The 19916-nt window shown below is 61.3% G+C and carries 13 protein-coding genes; 4 read left to right on the forward strand and 9 right to left on the reverse strand.

What is annotated here, in order from left to right; translation table 11 throughout:
- Positions 1-2: 2 nt before the first annotated feature.
- Both glyA and C6Y56_RS26415 read right to left on the reverse strand, forming a co-directional pair.
- Positions 3-1256, reverse strand: coding sequence for a serine hydroxymethyltransferase (gene glyA, locus C6Y56_RS26410; protein WP_169432216.1), 1254 nt, complete (start codon positions 1254-1256; stop codon positions 3-5).
- A 159-nt stretch (positions 1257-1415) separates the two neighbouring features.
- Complete coding sequence (locus tag C6Y56_RS26415) at positions 1416-2126, reverse strand: TraX family protein (protein ID WP_169432217.1); 711 nt, start codon at positions 2124-2126, stop codon at positions 1416-1418.
- Between the two features lie 128 nt (positions 2127-2254).
- Here C6Y56_RS26415 and C6Y56_RS26420 point away from each other — a divergent pair, with 128 nt between their 5' ends.
- The 3 genes from C6Y56_RS26420 to C6Y56_RS26430 all read left to right on the forward strand — a co-directional run bounded on the left by C6Y56_RS26420 (position 2255) and on the right by C6Y56_RS26430 (position 4856).
- A complete protein-coding gene (locus C6Y56_RS26420; RefSeq protein WP_169432218.1) occupies positions 2255-3292 on the forward strand; it encodes a low specificity L-threonine aldolase in 1038 nt (345 codons plus the stop codon).
- A gap of 260 nt (positions 3293-3552) precedes the next feature.
- A complete protein-coding gene (locus C6Y56_RS26425) occupies positions 3553-3747 on the forward strand; it encodes a hypothetical protein (RefSeq protein WP_169432219.1) in 195 nt (64 codons plus the stop codon).
- A 284-nt stretch (positions 3748-4031) separates the two neighbouring features.
- Positions 4032-4856: an SDR family oxidoreductase gene (locus tag C6Y56_RS26430; protein ID WP_169432220.1), complete on the forward strand. Its 825-nt coding sequence runs from the start codon at positions 4032-4034 to the stop codon at positions 4854-4856.
- Positions 4857-5088: 232 nt separating this feature from the next.
- Here the strand turns inward: C6Y56_RS26430 and gbcB are convergent, their stop codons facing one another.
- Positions 5089-6189, reverse strand: coding sequence for a glycine-betaine demethylase subunit GbcB (gene gbcB / locus C6Y56_RS26435; protein ID WP_169432221.1), 1101 nt, complete (start codon positions 6187-6189; stop codon positions 5089-5091).
- Positions 6190-6469: 280 nt separating this feature from the next.
- Here gbcB and gbcA point away from each other — a divergent pair, with 280 nt between their 5' ends.
- Positions 6470-7762: a glycine-betaine demethylase subunit GbcA gene (gbcA, locus tag C6Y56_RS26440; protein ID WP_169432222.1), complete on the forward strand. Its 1293-nt coding sequence runs from the start codon at positions 6470-6472 to the stop codon at positions 7760-7762.
- A 106-nt stretch (positions 7763-7868) separates the two neighbouring features.
- Here gbcA and C6Y56_RS26445 read toward each other — a convergent pair whose 3' ends face one another.
- From C6Y56_RS26445 to dgcB, 6 genes are all read right to left on the reverse strand, one after another.
- Entirely contained in the window at positions 7869-9113 is a 1245-nt protein-coding gene (locus C6Y56_RS26445; RefSeq protein ID WP_169432223.1) for a metallophosphoesterase family protein, read from the reverse strand.
- Positions 9114-9138: 25 nt separating this feature from the next.
- Positions 9139-11007 carry a hypothetical protein gene (locus C6Y56_RS26450; RefSeq protein WP_169432224.1) on the reverse strand — a complete coding sequence of 623 codons (1869 nt, stop codon included), beginning with the start codon at positions 11005-11007 and terminating at the stop codon, positions 9139-9141.
- Between the two features lie 163 nt (positions 11008-11170).
- On the reverse strand, positions 11171-14623 hold the full coding sequence (locus tag C6Y56_RS26455; RefSeq protein WP_169432225.1) for a GMC oxidoreductase: 3453 nt from the start codon (positions 14621-14623) through the stop codon (positions 11171-11173).
- 1218 nt (positions 14624-15841) lie between these two features.
- Positions 15842-16612, reverse strand: a complete 771-nt coding sequence (locus tag C6Y56_RS26460) for an electron transfer flavoprotein subunit beta (protein ID WP_169432226.1) — start codon at positions 16610-16612, stop codon at positions 15842-15844.
- 9 nt (positions 16613-16621) lie between these two features.
- Entirely contained in the window at positions 16622-17842 is a 1221-nt protein-coding gene (locus C6Y56_RS26465; RefSeq protein WP_169432227.1) for an electron transfer flavoprotein subunit alpha/FixB family protein, read from the reverse strand.
- Positions 17842-19791: a dimethylglycine demethylation protein DgcB gene (dgcB, locus tag C6Y56_RS26470; protein ID WP_169432228.1), complete on the reverse strand. Its 1950-nt coding sequence runs from the start codon at positions 19789-19791 to the stop codon at positions 17842-17844. Before dgcB ends, C6Y56_RS26465 begins: the two co-directional genes overlap by 1 nt.
- Positions 19792-19916: the final 125 nt, after the last annotated feature.

Below are 19916 nucleotides of genomic sequence, written 5' to 3' on the forward strand. Positions count from 1 at the left end.
GCTCAGCGATAAACCGGGAAGTCAGCGCACAGGGCCGAAACCTGCTGGGCGACGTTGGCCTCGACATCGGCATCGCCGAGGTTGTCGAGGATGTCGCAGATCCAGCCGGCCAGCGTCACGCACTGGGTCACCTTGAAGCCGCGGGTGGTCACCGCCGGGGTGCCGATGCGCAGGCCGGAAGTGACGAACGGCGACTGCGGGTCGTTCGGTACGGCGTTCTTGTTGACGGTGATGTGCGCGCGACCGAGGGCAGCATCCGCGTCCTTACCGGTGAGGCCCTGACGGATCAGGCTGACCAGGAACAGGTGGTTGTCGGTGCCGCCGGACACTACATCGTAGCCACGTTTGATAAATACGCTCGCCATCGCCTGGGCGTTGTCGATCACTTGTTGCTGATAGGCCTTGAAGCCAGGCTCCAGCGCTTCCTTGAAACACACGGCTTTACCGGCGATGACGTGCATCAGCGGGCCGCCCTGGGCGCCGGGGAATACTGCGGCGTTGAGCTTTTTCTCGATCTCTTCGTTGGCCTTGGCCAGGATCAGGCCGCCACGGGGACCGCGCAGGGTCTTGTGGGTGGTGGTGGTGACCACGTCGGCGTACGGCAGCGGGTTCGGGTACAGACCGGCAGCCACCAGACCGGCGACGTGGGCCATGTCGACGAACAACAGCGCACCGACCTTGTCGGCGATCTGACGGAAGCGCGGGAAGTCGAGGGTTTTCGAGTAGGCCGAGAAACCGGCGACGATCATTTTCGGTTTGCACTCGACGGCCAGACGCTCGACTTCGTCGTAATCGATCAGGCCGGTCTTGGTGTCGATGCCGTACTGCACGGCGTTGTACAGCTTGCCCGAGGACGAGACCTTGGCGCCGTGGGTCAAGTGACCGCCGTGGGCCAGGCTCATGCCCAGAATGGTGTCGCCCGCCTGCAGCAGCGCCAGATACACGGCGCTGTTGGCCGAGGAGCCGGAGTGCGGCTGGACGTTGGCGTAATCGGCACCGAACAGTTGCTTGGCGCGCTCGATGGCCAGGGCCTCAACCTTGTCAACGTGCTCGCAGCCACCGTAGTAGCGCTTGCCCGGATAACCTTCGGCGTACTTGTTGGTCAGGCCGCTGCCTTGCGCTTCCATGACGCGTTTGCTGGTGTAGTTCTCCGACGCGATCAGCTCGATGTGATCTTCCTGACGTTGCTCCTCGGCATTCATCGCCGCCAGCAGTGCATCGTCGTAACCCTGGATCCGGTCTTGCTTGCTGAACATCGCGTCTCTCCCAGCGGCATCTGTGCGCCATTCGTCTCGGTAAGGCACTGGTAATGACGGCAGTGCCCTTTGATGCCGATGGTATGGCCGGCGCAGGGAGGTCAAATGCCTACGGACGCCACGCAAAGGTGCGTTTACGACATGGCGGGCGCGGTGAGATCAAACAAGGGCCTGGCGCAAGGCCAGAAGAACGAGGAAATGCGCGGGATAGAGCGCATACGCCCAGCGACGCAGGGCTGGCGCACGGAGGAAAGTGGCATGTCGCAACAGGAACATTCCGAGCAGTGGCGCAATCAGGCATGTCGCAATACCGAGGACAGCCACACGGTTGCCGAACTGCGCGGATTCGTAGAGTACCTGCCACTGATTCGCCGCCAGACACACCAGCCCCGGCAAAAGGCTGAAATACCAGGGTTTGCGAAACACCAGCAACATCGCCAGCGGCAGCAGGACGCCGAACAGACCGAACATCAGTACCTGCGCGAACAACGCGGCCACCAGCAAGGCGCTGACGCCCAACAGTTGCGAAATCGCCGTTCGATCCTGCCAACCCCGCGCCACCAGCAAGCCCAGCGCCAAAGTGGGCATCACATTCAAAGTGTCGGGATCGGGAATGTACAAACGGTAGGGAATCTCGCTGAACAGACTGAACAGCAGCAACCAGCCCAGATAGCGCCATTCAGTCTTGCGCGCGCCGTCCCGCGCCAGGTTCGCCGCCATCGCCAGACAGAACCAGGGGAACGCCAGCCGTCCCGGCACATACAGCCAGTCGGCGCTGATTCCGACATATCGCAGGTGATCGAGCAGCATGCTCAGCAGCGCCAGCCACTTGAGCAGATCGAGTGCGCCGTCGCGCCGGCTCAGGTGCATAATCGGCTCGCATCCTTGTAAAGTTCTGACAGCGACATCCCGTGTGCTCCCCGGATGATCTTCGGTACAGTGCGCACCATCATTGACCCCACGAAGCGCCACAAGCGCCTCGATCACGGAAGCCGGCCATGACCGACAAGAGCCAACAATTCGCCAGCGACAACTACTCCGGTATCTGCCCCGAAGCCTGGGCTGCCATGGAACAGGCCAACCACGGCCACCAGCGCGCCTATGGCGACGATGAGTGGACAGCACGCGCCTCCGATTATTTCCGCAAGCTGTTCGAGACCGACTGCGAAGTGTTCTTCGCCTTCAACGGCACCGCCGCCAACTCCCTCGCGCTGTCGTCGCTGTGCCAGAGTTACCACAGCGTGATCTGCTCGGAAACCGCCCACGTCGAAACCGACGAATGCGGCGCACCGGAGTTCTTCTCCAACGGCTCGAAACTGCTGATCGCCGGCACCGAAAACGGCAAGATCACTCCGGCCTCGATCCGCGAAGTCGCGCTCAAGCGCCAGGACATTCACTACCCGAAACCGCGCGTCGTGACCCTGACCCAGGCCACCGAAGTCGGCAGCGTCTACACCCCCGAAGAAGTCCGCGCCATCAGCGACACCTGCAAGGAACTGGGCCTGAACCTGCACATGGACGGGGCGCGCTTCTCCAACGCCTGCGCGTTCCTCGGCTGCTCGCCCGCGGACCTGACCTGGAAGGCCGGCGTCGACGTGCTGTGCTTCGGCGGCACGAAAAACGGCATGGCGGTGGGTGAAGCCATCCTGTTCTTCAACCACAAACTGGCCGAAGACTTCGATTACCGTTGCAAACAGGCCGGGCAACTGGCTTCGAAGATGCGCTTCCTGTCGGCGCCGTGGGTCGGCATCCTGGAAAACGACGCCTGGCTCAAATACGCCCGCCACGCCAACCACTGTGCGCAACTGTTGGCCGAACTGGTCAGCGACATTCCGGGCGTGGAACTGATGTTCCCGGTCCAGGCCAACGGCGTGTTCCTGCAACTCTCGGAACCGGCCATCGCCGCCCTGACCGCGCGCGGCTGGCGCTTCTACACCTTCATCGGCAAGGGCGGCGCCCGCTTCATGTGCTCGTGGGACACCGAAGAAGAACGCGTACGCGAACTGGCGGCGGACATTCGGCAGGTGATGAGTTGATGTGATTTATTTTTATAACGCTGATGTTTTTCACACCTATCGAACATAAGCAGCCCCTCTGGAAATACTTCATGATCCAAACAGATCGTGAAGTATTTCAATGATTTAATACCCCCCATCTCCGTTAAAAAACTCAAATTCACAATTAGAACAAAAGCACAAGCTGACAGAAATGACAGGTCCTTTCGCAAATTAAACTTGCTAGATTTAAAGGCAGCAACAAAGAAGCAGTTCTTAATTTACGAAGAAGGAAAACAGAGATGAACGATAAAGTAACAATTCTCGAAAAAAACGGCGAAATTTTATTCGAGCTATCCGTTACCGACGCCATTGCCTATTTAAACACCGGCGACATACTCAGATTTGATGGCAAACCCCGTTCAGTAGCTTATAAAACACTTATCGTAGAAGATGGCGAGCAACCCAGATTCACTATTACCGTAGAACCTCAATAATAATTTACAACTCTGCATTTCAAAATATCAATGCAATTAACGATGGCATGAAAATTCGCAGCACGCAGCAGTCATGCCATCTATTCCAACTAACTTTATAGTTTAACTTTCAGTAGAACGGCTCTTCCGTCATAGCAAGCAAGTACCCCTCCATAAATTCAGCTCGAATCAATCCAGCAATCCCTGCTGGGCGTTAACGGCGATCATTCGCGCCAAAGACTTGGTCTACATTGACTGGCGAGCCCTTTCGATCCGCTCGGATCACACCTATCAGGAGCGTACGCATGTCACTGCAAGGCAAAACCCTGTTCATCACTGGCGCCAGTCGTGGCATCGGGCGCGAAATTGCGCTGCGGGCGGCGCGGGACGGGGCCAATATCGTGATCGCGGCCAAGAGCGCCGAACCCCACGCCAAGTTGCCCGGCACCATCCACAGCGTCGCCGCTGAAGTCGAAGCGGCCGGCGGCAAGGCCCTGGCGCTGCAACTGGATGTGCGTGATGAAGACGCGGTGCGTCAGGCGCTGGCCCAGGCCAATGAACATTTCGGTGGGATTGATGCGCTGGTGAACAACGCCGGGGCGATCAAACTGACCGGTGTGCAGCACATCGAACTCAAGCGTTTCGACCTGATGCATCAGATCAACACCCGCGCGGTATTGCTGTGCAGCCAGGCGGCCCTGCCCTATTTGAAGAAGTCCTCCGGACACATTCTCAACCTTTCACCGCCGCTGAACCTGGCCAGCAAATGGTTCGCGCAATACAGCCCCTACACCGTGACCAAGTACGGCATGAGCATGCTGACGGTCGGGATGAGCGAGGAATTCGCCCACTACGGGATCAGCGTCAATTCGCTATGGCCGCAGACCATGATCGCCACGGCGGCGATCGAGTTTCAGCTGGGCAATCGCGAGTCGTTCAAGCATGCGCGTACGCCGGCGATCATGGCGGATGCGGCGCATGTGATTTTGAGCAGCAGCGGACGGCGGATTACCGGGCGGTTGTTGATTGATGAGGAGATTTTGCGCGAAAGCGGCGTGACCGGGTTTGATCATTACCGCTTTGAGCCGGGGAGCGATGCGAAGCTGATGACGGATTTGTTTGTGGATTGATCAGTGTGTCTGTGAGCCCCTCCCCTCACCCTAGCCCTCTCCCCAAAGGGAGAGGGAACTGAACGGGGGATGCTCCTAAATTACGCCGGCCTGAATGTGCTTTGCCGAATCCATAATCGCCACGCTTAATCAGGTCGATGTATAGCGCAAAACACCTCGGTCAGCTCCCTCTCCCTGGGGAGAGGGCTGGGGTGAGGGGTGAGCCTGGCGCAAGGGGCCGCCCCACCGCCGATCAATATTCGATCCGCACATCCCCCTTCGGCACACTGCAGCAGGAAAGAATGTACCCCTCCGCCTCGTCGTCCTCGGTGATCCCGCCGTTGTGATCCATCTCCACTTCGCCGCCCAGCTTGAGTACCTTGCACGTCCCGCAGATCCCCATGCCGCAGGCTTTCGGAATCATCAGGCCGACCTTGGCCGCCGCCGCATGCACGGTCTCGCCCGGGGCCACGCGGATGCTCTTGTCCGAAGAGGTGAATTCCACCAGGTGCAGATCCGCCGCCGGGACTTCCGGTGCTTCCGCCGCCTGCTCGGCCTGTTCAACTGCATCGGCGCGGGCTTCCGGTGGCGTGGCGCCGAAGGACTCCTCGTGATAGCGCTTCATGTCGTAGCCTGCGTTTTCCAGCAGGCGCTTGACCGCGTTCATGTAGGGCGTCGGGCCGCAGCAGAACACTTCGCGCTCGAGGAAGTCCGGCACCATCAGTTCCAGCATCTTGTGGTTGAGGTAGCCGCGATAGCCGGCCCACGGCTCGCCCAGCCCGTGCTTCTCGCAGATCAGGTGCAGGCTGAAGTTGTCGATTCGCGACGCCATGTGTTCCAGCTCGCGGTGGTAAATGATGTCTTTCGGCGAGCGGGCGCTGTGGATGAACGTCATGTCGACGTTGCCGTTGGTGTCGTAGAACCAGCGCGCCATGGACATCACTGGGGTGATGCCGACACCACCGCTCAGGTAGAGCACTTTCGGGCTCGGGAAATCGATGGCGTTGAACAGCCCGACCGGCCCGTGCACCGCCAGCTCCTGGCCTTCATGCAGGGTGTCGTGCAACCAGTTGGAGACTTTGCCCCCCGGCACGCGCTTGATGGTCACCGAAAAGCTGTACGGCACCGACGGCGAGCTGGAGATGGTGTACGAACGCATGATCGGCTGGCCTTCGATCTCCAGCTCCAGGGTGACGAACTGCCCGGGCTTGAAGAAGAACAGGATCGGCTGGTCGGCCATGAAGCAGAAGGTGCGCACGTCCCAGGTTTCCTGGATGACTTTGACGCAACGGACGATGTGTCGGCCATTGGCCCAGGTCTGGGTGGTGACCGGATTCAGGAAGCTGTTCGACATGCTGTTCTCCACGGCCGACTGTCGGCCTTCATGTGGCGATTCTGCGTATAGCGCGCACGCCCCGTTTACCTATCCGCGACATTGACATACTTATCGCAACCAGCCCCCAACCACCGGGGGTTGCGCGTCGGGAACAGATTGCACCATGTCGCCCATGGATAAGGTTCTCGCCTGCGCCGGCCCCACACTCGCCCCAACACAAACAGATTCTTTACACCTTGCGCTGCAACCCTGATCAGCCACTTTCGCGGCCACGCAGATGGCCTTGAGGAATTCATCGATGGACACCGCAAAAATCAGCCTCGGCGACCTGCTGGAACCCGCACGCAAGGCCACCGCACAAATGTTGCAGGAACGCGAGCGCACCTATTCGCTGCCGCAACCGTTCTACAGTGACGAGCGCCTGTTCGATATCGACATGCAGGAGATCTTCCAGAAAGAGTGGTTGATCGCCGGCATGACCTGCGAGATCCCGGCCAAGGGCAACTACATGACCCTGCAGATCGGCAAGAACCCGATCATCGTCATTCGCGGTGCCGAAGGCGTGGTGCACGCGTTCCACAACGTCTGCCGTCACCGTGGCTCGCGCCTGTGCACCAGCGACAAGGGCAAGGTCGCCAAACTGGTCTGCCACTACCACCAGTGGACGTATGAGCTGGACGGCCGTCTGCTGTTCGCCGGCACCGAGATGGGCGCCGACTTCGACATGAAGCAGTACGGTCTGAAACCGGTGAACGTGAAGACTGCCGGCGGCTACATCTTCATCAGCCTGGCGGAGAACCCGCCGGCCATCGATGACTTCCTGTCGACCCTGAACCACTACATGGAACCCTACGACATGGAAAACACCAAGGTGGCGGTGCAAACCACCTTGATGGAAAAGGCCAACTGGAAACTGGTGCTGGAAAACAACCGCGAGTGCTACCACTGCAGCGGTTCTCACCCGGAACTGTTGAAAACCCTGCTGGAATGGGACGACGTCACCGACCCGCGTGCCGATCAGGCGTTCAAGGATCACGTCGCCGCCTCCGCCGCTGCCTGGGAAGCCGAGAAGATCCCTTACGCCCACGCCAGTTTCGGCCTGCGCAACCGCATCGTGCGCATGCCGCTGCTCAAGGGCACCGTGTCGATGACCATGGACGGCAAACAGGGCTGCGCCAAACTGATGGGCCGGATCAAGAACCCGGACCTGGGCTCGATGCGCATCCTGCACCTGCCGCACTCATGGAACCACTGCATGGGCGACCACATCATCGTGTTCACCGTGTGGCCGATCAGCGCCCAGGAAACCATGGTCACCACCAAGTGGATCGTCCACAAGGATGCTGTGGAAGGCGTGGATTACGACGTCGAGCGCATGCGCAAAGTGTGGGACGCGACCAACGACCAGGACCGTCGCCTAGCCGAGGAAAACCAGCGCGGGATCAACTCCACCGCCTACCAGCCGGGTCCGTACTCCAAGACCTATGAGTTCGGCGTGGTCAACTTCGTGGACTGGTACAGCGAGCGGATGCTGAGCAACCTCGGCGCCGAGCCTGCGCCGTACCTCAAAGGCGTGCCTGTCCAAGGCTAAAAGCAAAAGCATCGCCAGCAGGCTGGCTCCCACAGGGGATTTCTGTGCACCGGAGATCCAGTGTGGGAGCTAGCCTGCTAGCGATGGCGTCATCACTCTCATCACATCACTGGGATGACCACCTCACCGATCCATCCTCCCCGATAAACTCCTCGAAAATCTCCTCCCCCACCAACCTGATCTTCGCGTAGCCATTCATCACCCGCAGCGGATAGTCCGGATCGTTCGCATCCTTGGTCTCCGAAAACAGCACCCGCGAATGCCCGTTCAGTTCGCTGGTGGTGCCGTAAGGAATCGCCCCGTGCCCGGCACAGCGCGCATGCAGTCCACCCTGCGGCGCATAGACGATGCCGTTGTGCAGATGCCCCCAGTACCAATAATCCGGCTCGCGCCCCAGTGCATCGCACACCGGCTGATACAGCGCGGTCTTGTTGTGCCCGGTGATGTCGAAGCCCTGATGATGACTGAGCACCATCAGTTTCTTGCGTTTGGGCAAGCTCTTCATCCAGGCGATTTGCGGTTCGTTCAGGGTGCCGTCCATGTACAGGTTCATGACGTCCGAGGCGTACGCGGTGTCCAGCCCGACAATCAGCCAGTCGTCGTTGATCAGGGCAAAGTAGCTGGTGCCCTGCTGCCCCGGAAAACGCGCGGCCAGTTCCTTGAAGTAACCGTGGGCGCCGCTGTACATCTCATGGTTGGAGTTGAGGGTGAACGAGCCGTGGGTGCCCATCGGCCAGCCCGCCATGTCGGTGTCCTCCTGGGAGTGAGTACCGGCGTAATAAACATCCCCCAGGTGAATGGTGAAGTCAGCGTTGGCCAGTTGCATCTGCTTGGCCACCGACACCGCCGGCGCATGGCTGTTGAACGGCCCGGTGCCCCAGTCGCCGGCAATCGCCAGGGTCACTTCGCGCTCCATGGTCACCAGCGCCGGATCGGTGCCGAAGGTCGCGTGATGGCGCAGGTTCTCGATCCACTTGAGCAACGCCTCGCTCCACAGCAGATCCAGCAGCTCCCATTTGCGACAGCCCAGCAGCGTGCCGTCCTTGAGCACTTTGGTCTGCAGTTGATCGGGCGATTGCGGCAGCGGCGTCGCGTTGCCGATGCGCAGGATCGACAAACCGTGGGCCAACTCCCACGGCACGGCCGGCTCGTCGGTCGGCAACTCGCCGTGCTTGAGTACGTACTGCGCCTGATCGTGACCACGCTGGAGCAATTTGATGATGGCCTCGAATTCCTTGGGTTCGAGTTCGCTGATAAGTTTCATCCAGGCCATTTCGATGCGCGTGAACAACCCGTGCAGGCGCACCTTGACCTTGTCGTATTCGTGTTTCAGATGACCGACCGCTGACATGGCGTAATCCTCTATCCGTAGGGGTTCACAGGGTTTTCATGAATTCGATCAGCGCACGCTTGTCGTCGTCCGACAGCGTCGTGCCGTACAGGTGACCACTGTTGTGGTTGCCCTCAAGACGCGTGTCGTAGGTGAAATCCGCCGAGGCTTTGGCCTGTGCGCCACTGGTCACGAAGCCGACGTTGACCGGGTCGTAGACATCGGAGCCGGTGATGAATACCTGTGGACGTTTTTCCGGCGGCTGCAGCAAGTCCCACAGGGTCGGCACCGAGCCGTTGTGCAGGTACGGCGCGCGCAGCCAAATGCCGTCGGTGGGCGTGTTGCTGTAGCTCTGGGTCTTGCGGTAGGCGCCGAAATCGAACGGCGGTTTCTTGAAGGTGTGGAACGCCGCCACCAGCCCGGTGGTGAACGAGTTCAGCCGGTGGGGATCGGTGCCGAGCTGGTCGATGTGGGTGGTGACCTGCCCGGTGTCGACGCGACCGAAGTCGTGGCAACCGGCGCAATTGGTTTCCCAGATCGGTTTGCCCTGGGCGACCTTGGCCTGATCCAGTGCCCACGGCCACGCCGGCGCCTTGTGCCCGAGCAGCCAGTTGGTCACGCGGTTGAAGCTCGGTGGCAGAACCGATTGCGGCGTCGCGCCCACGGCCATCGCGGCGGCGTAGTTGCGCTCGTGGATCTTGTTGTTATTGCCGTCCCAGTGCAGGTACATCGATTCCCGGGGTTTCTGGTTCCACACCTGCGGCAGGTCGACGGTGCCGATGGTCGAGTCATCCGGGAAGCCGAACACCACCATTTTCGTCGGGTTGAACGTGTCGGTGCGCCCCGGGCCCTGTTGCGGCCGCAGCTTCTGCCAGGCGTAGGCCTGCTTCTGTTTGAGCAGCGCGGTCTTGGCCATCGGGATGATCAGGTAGCGGTTGTAAAGCTTCTCGAAAAAGCCGAGCTGGAACTTGCTGTTGATCGCCGCCATCACCGCGTCGGTGGTGAATTTCGGATCGCTGGCGCAATCGTAGGCGAACCACTGAAAGGCTTGCAGTTGCAAGGTGTTGGCCGGTGCGCTCGGCACATTCACCGCGACATCGCTGGCATTCGCCCGGTAGGAACCGGTGTGGCACAGCGCGCAGTTCGGCTCGACGGTCGGGTAGCCGATCTGCCGTCTGGCCATGCCGATCGGCAGGTCCTTGCCGTTCTCGAACAGGAAACCGAACACTTCCCAGCCACCGGGTTTCGGCAGTTTTTCCGGACACATCTGCGGCAGCACGGAGAACAGGTAATACGGAATCCGCGCTTCGATGCCCAGGCCAATCGCGGCGTATTTGTAATGGTCCTCGTCGGAGGCGTAATCCTGCTCCGGCACCACGCGCAGCATCTGATACCAGGTCTGGTAACCGATGAACACCAGCAACGCCAGCACGACCAGCGTGCCGACCTTGAACGCGTGACTCTGCCACTGCCGCGCCCACGCCGCCCGCCATTCGCGCCAGCCGTCACACAGCAGCGCCAGCGGTCGGTTTTCAGGGGTGGTGCCGAGGTACAGCAGGATGCCGAGGATCAGGAAAAAGCTCAGGTCGCCCATCAGCATCGGCACGAACACCGAGCCCTGGCTGCTGGTGTTGATCAGGTAGATCCAGAACGCCACCGCGATCAATCGCGTCAGCACACACAGCCAGGAATGCACCACGTAACGCGGCGCGTTGAAACCCGACGGCATGTAGAACACGCTGATGCCCACCAGCAGCATCCCGGCGTTTTCCAGCCACGGGTCGGAGAGTTGCGGCGGCAGGCCGACCACCGATGTCAGCAACCCCGGCGCGAACAGCGCCGGGATCGCGAACACCATGTTCATCGCAATGCCGAGCCAGATGAATCGTTGAAACCAGCGGATGTAGCTGTCCATGTCATCCATTTCCTTGTGCAGACCCGAGAGATGTATTGCCTGACCTACCGCCTTCGCGAGCAAGCCCGCTCCCACATTGGACTGGGGTGTCTGCTGATTTTGTGTCTGGCACAAAACCCTGTGGGAGCGGGCTTGCCCGCGAAGCGGACGACTCGGTCTGAGATCAACCGAGGGCTGTTTTCTCCAGGTGCTCAAGGATGATCGGATACACATCGACCACCGCGTTCTTGCCGAACATGCAATCGATGTGGCCGTAACCCGGCACCACATGCCGGCTGTAGCGTTCCGGCCCATGCTTCTCGCAAACCCGCTGGTAAGTCTTGAGCGTGCTTTCCGGCAGATAACACTGGTTGTCGGCGCCGCTGATGAAGCAGATCGGCATGGTCAGCCGATCAAAGTGCGGCATGTACACGTCGTGCCCTTTGAAATCCACCAGATGCCCTTTGCGCACGATCAGCGCCAGGTGCTCGAAGGTCTCGATGTTCGACTCGCCGAACAGCTCGTGCAGGTTGTCGTGCAGGGTCTCGTTGAGGGTGTCGTGGCGATACAGCGAGGCGTACATGAAGGTGATGCGGTGGCACACCGGATTGGTGCAATAGCCCTGGGCTTCGATCCGCGCGTAGCCGTTGAGCGCCTTGTCGTAGAGTCGGTTGAACCAGTTCTCCTTGCTGTCGGCGTAGGCGGTCATCGACTTGATGCCGATCGCATCGAGCATCCCCGGCAGGTGCAGACCGGCCTTCAACCCCGTTGCCGTTGCGACCACCGTGTCGGCGGCAATCTGCGAGCAGACCACCGAACGCACGCCCTGCAAACCGGCGAGCAACGACATGAAGAACGTGGTCGCGCCGTAGCAATGCACCACGCACTGCACGTCTTTGGCCTGGGTTTCCTGCTGGATCTGCGCAATGGCGGCCTTGAAGTCGTACTGGGCGATCTGGTCGCCGTTCCATTCCTTCTTGCTCGCCGGCAGCAGGATGCTCACCCGAAAATCCAGCAGCCACACGTCATAGTCGTGCTTGCACAGAAACTCGAGCAGGTTGGTCTGGATCGTATCGGTCGAGAAGATATTGGAGCCCACACCCAAACCATGCACCAGCATCACCGGCCCTTTGCTGCCGGCCTGATAGCGGGTCAGGCGCAACTGCACGCCGTCTTCAGTAGAGAAGAAATGCACGGCCGGCGTCGGCGCATCCAGCGGCCGTTTCAGCCGTGGCGGCGCGTCGGGGTTGAAGTATTTGTCGCCGGCGAACACCCCGCCATAACTCTCCCAGAGAATCCCGGCGAAGAACTTGCCGAACCGCGCCAGCCCTTCGATGCGCTCACGTTCGTTGCGCGCATTGAGGACTTTCATGGTGGTCATCTGCTTGGCGAAGTCGGTCGGTTTGATGTGCATCACCCCGGAGCCGATCACCTCGCCCGTCTTGTCCGGCCCGCGATACAGGGTCACGTAGAGGGTGCTGGTGTCGTGCCAGATATTCAGCACGCCGTTGTCTTCCGGCACGGTCTTGAAGGCGCTGAAGAAGTAGTCGTTGCCGTCCTCGGCGGTCAGCTTCATGTCGTACTTCATGTGGCGCGTGTCGACCTGTTGCTCGAATTGCTCGAACAGGTTGAACACACCGTTGCTCGCGGTCAGCGGTTCCGGCGACAGCGCCGGGGCAATCACCGTGCCGACGATGGTCGCGGCGTGTTCCGGCTCCTTGATCATCCGGTTGAGGTCGTTGGCGGTGATGGTCAGGGTGAAGTCGATCGGCGAGTTGTCCGCCTCGCCGCGTTGGGCGGCCGCCTCGTAAACCTTCAGGTCGGTGCTTTGCGCGGCGGTGAAGGCGCGGGAGAAGTAGCCTTTCATGGTTTCGGTGAACTGCACGCCGAGGGTTGGCGGCGCGGTCTGTTTGCGCGGCGCCGACGGCAGCGTGTAGTCGATCGTCCAGCCCCGGTCGGCCGCCAGCAGGCCCATGTTGCGCTCGCTCACGGCGGAGATGGTCAGCAGCGGATTGACCGCCAGTGACGTCGGGATCACCGCGCCGTCGGTCACGTAGAGGTTGGCGTAGACATCGGTGCCGGTCGCACCACCGAACACCTGGCCCTTGTGGTTGACCACGCCTTGCGCGGCGTCTTCGCCCATCACGCAACCGCCCAGCGGATGCACCGAGACGATGCTGTGCTTGAGCAGCTTGGTCCAGATCGGATTCTCGACCCAGATCCCGCCCAGGGCCTTGGTGCTCTGGTACAGCCGTTGGTTGCCGATCTTGAAGTTTTCCTGCTCGCCGACGCCCGGCCAGTCGATGCGCAGTTGGTCCTTGCTGTCGAGGACCATGCGCCCCTGGCCGCTGTCGTGGCTCATGATCAGGTAGGTCTGCATGTTGTGCAGCGCGCCGTGGTACGGGCCGCGCAGGAAGCTTTCGGCTTCGCGCTCCTTGTACTTCACTTTGCCGCTGAAGCTGTCGTCGGTGGGCTTGCCGATCATCTCGGCGAACCCGGCCATCGCCGGCACCATCGGCCGGCCGAGCGCGCCGGGGATCGAACCTTCCTCGATGACCATGCGACTGCTGCGGTCACCCTCGGTGCGCATGTCGATGATCGAGGTGATGCACGGGCCGACCGGTTGCAGTTCCTTGGCCGAATGCGCGCCGAAACCGATGCCGTTGATGGTCTGCTCGCAGTTATGGCCGAAGCCGAGGATGTCGCCGTTGCCGCTCATGTTCTCGCCGAGCTGGCCGGACATCGCCAGGCCTTTGTCCCGCGAACGCAGCAGAATTTCAGTGGAGCCGAGGGTGCCGGCAGACACCACGACGATATCGGCCTTCACGAACAAGGTCGGTGCGTCGAATTTCTCGCGGCCGCTGTCCAGGTACTGGAAGTGCACGATCCAGCCGTTGCCGTCGCGCTCCAGATGCCGCACCTGGGCCTGGCAGAAAATCTCCGCGCCGTGGTTAGTGGCGTCCGGCAGGTAGTTCATCAGCGTGGTGTTCTTGGCCTTGTTGTTACAGCCCGAAACGCAGTCGCCGCAGTGGTTGCACGGCAGTTGCTCGACGCCGACGTGGTTGAGGTTGTTGGGCAGTTTGTCGAAGGTCACGTTGATCGGCGGCTTGTAGAAGTGCGCGCCTTGCTTGAGGAAGTCCGCGGATTTTTTGTTGGCATCGAGTTTCGGCAGGTTCGGCGCGGTGCTCGGGTAGGGATTGGGTTTGAGCATCTCCCGGGCCTTGGCGTAACCCGCCTTGAGCAAACCGTCGTGGTCCTCGCGCACCGCCAGTGGCCAGCGCGGATCCTGGAACACATCAACGGTCGGCTCCAGGGAAACATTGGCATTGATCAGCGACGTGCCGCCGAGGCCGCAACCGACCACGACGTTCTGCTGCGCGTTGACGTGCAGATCGAACAGCCCGGTGCGCGAGCCGATGTGGCCGTCCGGATCGTGTACCTGCAATTCCTCGGTCGCGGCGATCATGGTGTTGGGGTATTCGCCGGGCTGGATTTCCCGACCGCGTTCCAGCAGACAGACCTTTTTACCGGCCCGGGACAGGCGCGACGCGGCGATGCCGCCGCCGTACCCGGAGCCGATGACGATCACGTCGTAGTGTTCCTTGATTTCGCTGATGGGCGTTGCGATCCGTGTCATGAGGGGAGTCCTCTCTCAGGCAGATGGGGCAACTCTGCGGTTGCCTGCAATCAATGGGCGAACGGGCACCTGGCCTCCGGGAAATCCCGACGGCAGTACAACGGTTTGGGGCAGGATCAGGCGCTACAGACGGGCATGCTGATTGGCAGCACGACGCAACGTGCGCTTTCGCGGCGAAGGTGCCGGCAGAGCGCGGGGCGTGCAGGGATTGAGGACCAGGCGGTGTGGCTGGGTATCCATCACGCGTTCTCCCTGAACCAGATGTGGATAAGTGACGGCTGTCCTTGTGCCATTGCAGTGAAGACAGGCACCGGATCGAAGTCAAGGCAGCCTCTTAGAACTGTATGAAATCTGATCAATTGCCTTTTGGACTAAGCCCGCCGGGGGTGGCAGGGTTTGGCGAACAAGTTATCCACATAGCCACCCACAGCTAATGGGGACAACTGTGGATGAAGTAGAAAAATAATCGAGGTTTTGTGAAGAAAAACCGTGACTTATTCAGAAGCAGTGTTTGCCTGAGCGATTGAGTGTTTTTTGATCAAAACCTTGCAGATCACGGATTACGTGGCTTGCAGAGGATGGCGAACACCTTATCCACAGAAGCGCCAACAGAGTTCGGGGGTAACTTGGCGGGTGCTTTGGAAAAGCGCTGGAGGCGTTGATAAATCTGGGCTTGTGTAGAATTTGGTGGGTAAGAAGGGTGAATTGAACGTTTTTTGATCAAATCCTTGTAAGCCACGGTTTATATGGCTCTTAGCGGATAGCGAACATCTTATCCACAGAAGCGCCAACAGAGATTGGGGGCAAGTCTGCAAGTTGTTCTGGGGAAAAAGCTCGTAAAAACCGCGAGTTAGGCTGGTTGTTTTTTGATCTGGGGGCTGCAGGGCTTGATTGGTATGGGGTTCGGAGAGGGGCGAACATGTTATCCACAGAGTGGTTAACAGGGATTGTGTGTAATTTCCAGTGAGTGGATGACTTATGACCGCTGCCCTCACCCCAGCCCTCTCCCGGAGGGAGAGGGAGCCTACGGTGGTGATCTCCAGAGGTACGTCGACATGGACGCTCATCGCGACCTCAGGTTTTCTCAAATCAAGGCGAGCGGGTGGATCGATGCTTGGCGAACCAAGGTCACCGCTCTGGTCGCAGGTCGATGTAAATGGCCTATACACCTCGGTCAGTCCCCTCTCCCTCTGGGAGAGGGCTAGGGTGAGGGGGCTTCTAGCGGACAACCCCCTCTTCAATCAGCAACTTCAAAATCGCTTCCGCACCAGCCTGCGCCGTCACGCCCTTGAGCACCTGCCCCCCACCCCCACTGGCCTTGGCCGTCGCCGCCTTCATCCGGTCAGCCCCGCTCTTGGCCTTGATCACCTTCAACCGTTTCGGCCGTGGCTTGGCCGGTTGCAGCGTCGCCACCGCAAGCAATTCGTCGTCCACCACTTCCACGTCTTTCGCCTGAAGGACGCCACGCCGCGCCGGGCCGTAAGCACTCTGCCGAGGCTTGGGCGCGGCGTTATCCACAGTCGCCAGAAACGGCAGGCGCACCTTCAGCCGGCGGCGCTGCCCACGGGGCAACGCTTGCAGCACCAGCGCCGAGCCGTCATTGATCGATTCGACCTGCGCCAGCCCCACCACCAGCGGCCAGCCCAGCCCTTCGGCCAGCAGGAACGGCAGCATCCCCGAACCTTCGCCGGTTTCCGCCTGGCTGCCGGTCAACACCATCTGGGCACCGGCATCTCGCAGATACTCGGTCAATGCCGGCAGCGCGTCGGCGCCAGCCGGTTGTTCCAGCACATGCATCTGCGCAAGCCCCATGCCCAGATAGGCGCGCAGCGCCGGTTCCGCGATATCGCCGGCGTGCAGCACTTGCAGGTTGTCCCCCGCCAGTTGCAGGCCGAGTTCCACCGCGCGGGCGTCCTGGTCGGCGCGGCGCGGGCGGCCAGAGGTCGGGTGGGCGCCGATTGAAACCAGACTGATGATCTTTGTGCTCATAACCGTTCCTTAAGCCGCATCGCGCTTGGCTTCGTTGCGGTAAGCCTCTACCGCCGCGATCAAGGCCTGAAGAATTTCCGCGCTCTCGCCGATTACCGACAGGTCGGCACGCTTGATCATGTCGCAACCCGGATCGAGGTTGATCGCCACCACCTTGTCGCAGGCACCGATGCCTTGCAGGTGCTGGATCGCCCCGGAAATCCCCACGGCCACGTAAACCCGCGCGGTGACCCAGGTGCCGGACGCGCCGACCTGACGGTCGCGGGCCATGAAGCCATCGTCCACGGCCACCCGTGAAGCGCCTTCGGTGGCGCCGAGTGCGGCGGCGGTCTGGTGGAAAAGCGCCCAGTCCTTGACCCCGTTGCCGCCGGAGAAGATGAACTCGGCCTCGGCCATCGGAATCGCCGACGGATCCACCGCTACGGCGCCCAGATCCTCGATCCGCGACAGGCTGCGCGCCACAGGTGTGGATAACTCCACCGGCAACGCTTCGTGACGGGTTTCGCTGACTGGTTCGGCACATTCGGCGGACGCCAGAATCAACCGCGCCACTGGGCGGGCAAGATCCTGCAGCCCAGCACCGGCGCGGCCGATGCACTCCTGATCCTTGACCTGCCACACCCGTGTCGCCGGGCGCTCGCCCAGTGCAGCGGCAAAGCGCCGACCGAGTTCGCCGCCCCCGCTGCGGCTGTCCGGCAGCAGCCAGTGACGCGGGTTGAACTGGTTATCCACAGCCCGCAGGCCCTGGATGCGTTGTTCCGGTGCATAACCGCTGAACTGTTCGCCTTCAAGCACCAGCAAGCGGTCAACACCCGCCGTGGCGAAAGCGTTTTCCTTGTGCTCGCCGAACACCACCACCAGCACCGCACCATCGCTGCCGGCCAGTTGATGAGCCAGACCAAGCAGGTCGCGGTCGTGGCTGCTCAAGCGGCCGCCGACCATGTCCGGCACCACGCTGATGTAGAACGCCGGGGCCGGCACCTGATGCAGCGGCAATTGCACTTCAACCGCTGCCGAACGTTTGACCGCCCCGCCCTGCTGGGCGCCACTGCGGTCGATGCGCTTGATGCCGTTCGGCCCGATGAAACCGATGCCGTGCAGGTTCTTGCGGATGATCCCGTTGGGGCCCATCCAGCTGTGTTGCGCCGGCTGCATGGCCGCGTGCAGCGGGTGCAGGCGGTTGCGCGCAATCCATTCGGCGCGGGGATCGCGGCGGATAATGTCGCTCATCAGTGGGCCTCCGCAGGTTCACGTTTGGCCGGGGTGGCAGGCTTGTTCGGCGCGGCGTCTTCGAGCAGCGCGTCGGCCACCAGCTCGGCGATGTCCTTGATCAGCGGACGCGGTTCGACCACGCCTTCGAGCATCGCCGTGCACTGTGGACAACCTACCGCTACCAACTCGGCGCCGGTCTCGCGGATGTCTTCCATGCGCATGTCGGGGATCCGCTGTTTGCCCGGAATATCGGTGATCGGCGCCCCGCCACCGCCGCCGCAGCAGCGCGAACGGAAGCCGGAACGTTGCATTTCCTTGATCTCGATGCCGAGGGCGCGCAGCACTTCGCGCGGCGCCTCGTACTCGCCGTTGTAGCGGCCGAGGTAGCACGGATCGTGATAGGTCACGCTGTTGCCTTTGTGCTGACCGAGATTCAGCGCGCCGGCCTGAATGATTTCCGCCAGGTAGGTGCTGTGGTGCTGCACGAGGTAGTTGCCATCGAACGCGCCGTACTCGTTTTTCAGCACATGGAAGCTGTGCGGATCGCAGGTAACGATGCGGTTGAAGCTGTACTTGGCCAGGGTCTGGATGTTGCGCTTGGCGAGCAACTGGAAGGTCGCTTCGTCACCCAGACGTCGGGCCACGTCGCCGCTGTCGCGTTCCTCCAGCCCGAGCACCGCGAAGTCGACCTTGGCCGCCTTCAGCACTTTGACGAACGCACGCAAGGTACGCTGGTTGCGCATGTCGAAGGCGCCATCGCCGACCCAGAACAGCACGTCGGTGGATTTCTTCTCGCTGAGCAAGTTGAGGTTCAGGTCCGCCGCCCAGTTCATCCGACCGCCCGGGGCGAAACCGCCAGGGTTGTCGGTGGCAATCAGGTTCTCCAGGACTTCGGCGCCCTTGTTCGGGGTCGCGCCTTTTTCCAGGGTCAGGTGCCGGCGCATGTCGACGATGGCATCGACGTGCTCGATCATCATCGGGCACTCCTCGACACAGGCGCGGCAGGTGGTGCACGACCACAGGGTTTCGGCGTCGACCAGACCGTTGACGATCGGTTGATGCGGATTACCGCTGTGTTCGCCCACCGGTTTGCCCGGATACGGGCTGCCGGCGAACTTGGCATCGGTGCCGCCGGCGAGGCCGACGACCATATCCTGAATCAGTTTTTTCGGGTTCAACGGCTGGCCGGCGGCGAACGCCGGGCACGCCGCTTCGCACTTGCCGCACTGCACGCAGGCGTCGAAACCGAGCAACTGGTTCCAGGTGAAATCCTTGGGCTTTTCCACCCCCAGCGGTGCAGTCGGATCATTCAGGTCCAGCGGTTTCAAACCGGTAGAACGACCGCCGCCAAAGCGCTCGGCGCGACGGTGCCAGGCCAGGTGCAGGGCACCGGCGAAGGCGTGTTTCATCGGGCCGCCCCAGGTCATGCCGAAGAACAGCTCGGACACGCCCCACAACACGCCGATCCCGAGAATCGCTGCCAGCACCCAGCCGCCGAAGTTCTCCGGCAGGATCCCGGCCACCGGCAAGGTCACCAGGAAGAACGAGGCCGAGAACGCCAGCAGGCTTTTCGGCAGGCGCATCCACGGGCCTTTCGACAGCCGCGACGGCGGATTGAGCCGACGCCGATAAACGAAGATCGCCCCGACGAACATCACCGCCGTCATCAGCAGCAATGCGTAGCCAAGAATGCGGTTATGCAGGCCGAAACCGTGCACCAGAATCGCCAGCACGATCGACGCCACCGCACCGCCCGCCGTGGCGATGTGGGTGTTGGCGATGTATTTGTCCCGCGCCACCACGTGGTGCAGATCGACCATGTAACGCTTGGGCATGGCGAACAGGCCGCCGATCAGATCGACCTTCGAGGCCCGGCCCCGACGCCACATGGCCACCCGCCGCAACGCCCCCAGCACCGCAAGGGCCAGGGCTGCGAACAACAGGATTGGAAGAAGGGTGTTCAACATGGTGAAGCTCCCACCAGTACAGCCTGGAGAAACACGTTCGGCGTGTTCCTGTGGGAGCGAGCTTGCTCGCGAAAGCGCCGGGTCAGTCGATGCAGCGGTGACTGACAGCATGCATTCGCGGGCAA

It is taken from the genome of Pseudomonas fluorescens (genome assembly GCF_012974785.1).
Taxonomy (GTDB): Bacteria; Pseudomonadota; Gammaproteobacteria; order Pseudomonadales; family Pseudomonadaceae; genus Aquipseudomonas; species Aquipseudomonas fluorescens_BT.

Coding starts and splice junctions, on each gene's coding strand:
- glyA (WP_169432216.1), bottom strand. CDS start 1,256: ATGTTCAGCAAGCAAGACCGGATCCAGGGTTACGACGATGCACTGCTG.
- C6Y56_RS26415 (WP_169432217.1), bottom strand. CDS start 2,126: ATGCACCTGAGCCGGCGCGACGGCGCACTCGATCTGCTCAAGTGGCTG.
- C6Y56_RS26420 (WP_169432218.1), top strand. CDS start 2,255: ATGACCGACAAGAGCCAACAATTCGCCAGCGACAACTACTCCGGTATC.
- C6Y56_RS26425 (WP_169432219.1), top strand. CDS start 3,553: ATGAACGATAAAGTAACAATTCTCGAAAAAAACGGCGAAATTTTATTC.
- C6Y56_RS26430 (WP_169432220.1), top strand. CDS start 4,032: ATGTCACTGCAAGGCAAAACCCTGTTCATCACTGGCGCCAGTCGTGGC.
- gbcB (WP_169432221.1), bottom strand. CDS start 6,189: ATGTCGAACAGCTTCCTGAATCCGGTCACCACCCAGACCTGGGCCAAT.
- gbcA (WP_169432222.1), top strand. CDS start 6,470: ATGGACACCGCAAAAATCAGCCTCGGCGACCTGCTGGAACCCGCACGC.
- C6Y56_RS26445 (WP_169432223.1), bottom strand. CDS start 9,113: ATGTCAGCGGTCGGTCATCTGAAACACGAATACGACAAGGTCAAGGTG.
- C6Y56_RS26450 (WP_169432224.1), bottom strand. CDS start 11,007: ATGGACAGCTACATCCGCTGGTTTCAACGATTCATCTGGCTCGGCATT.
- C6Y56_RS26455 (WP_169432225.1), bottom strand. CDS start 14,623: ATGACACGGATCGCAACGCCCATCAGCGAAATCAAGGAACACTACGAC.
- C6Y56_RS26460 (WP_169432226.1), bottom strand. CDS start 16,612: ATGAGCACAAAGATCATCAGTCTGGTTTCAATCGGCGCCCACCCGACC.
- C6Y56_RS26465 (WP_169432227.1), bottom strand. CDS start 17,842: ATGAGCGACATTATCCGCCGCGATCCCCGCGCCGAATGGATTGCGCGC.
- dgcB (WP_169432228.1), bottom strand. CDS start 19,791: ATGTTGAACACCCTTCTTCCAATCCTGTTGTTCGCAGCCCTGGCCCTT.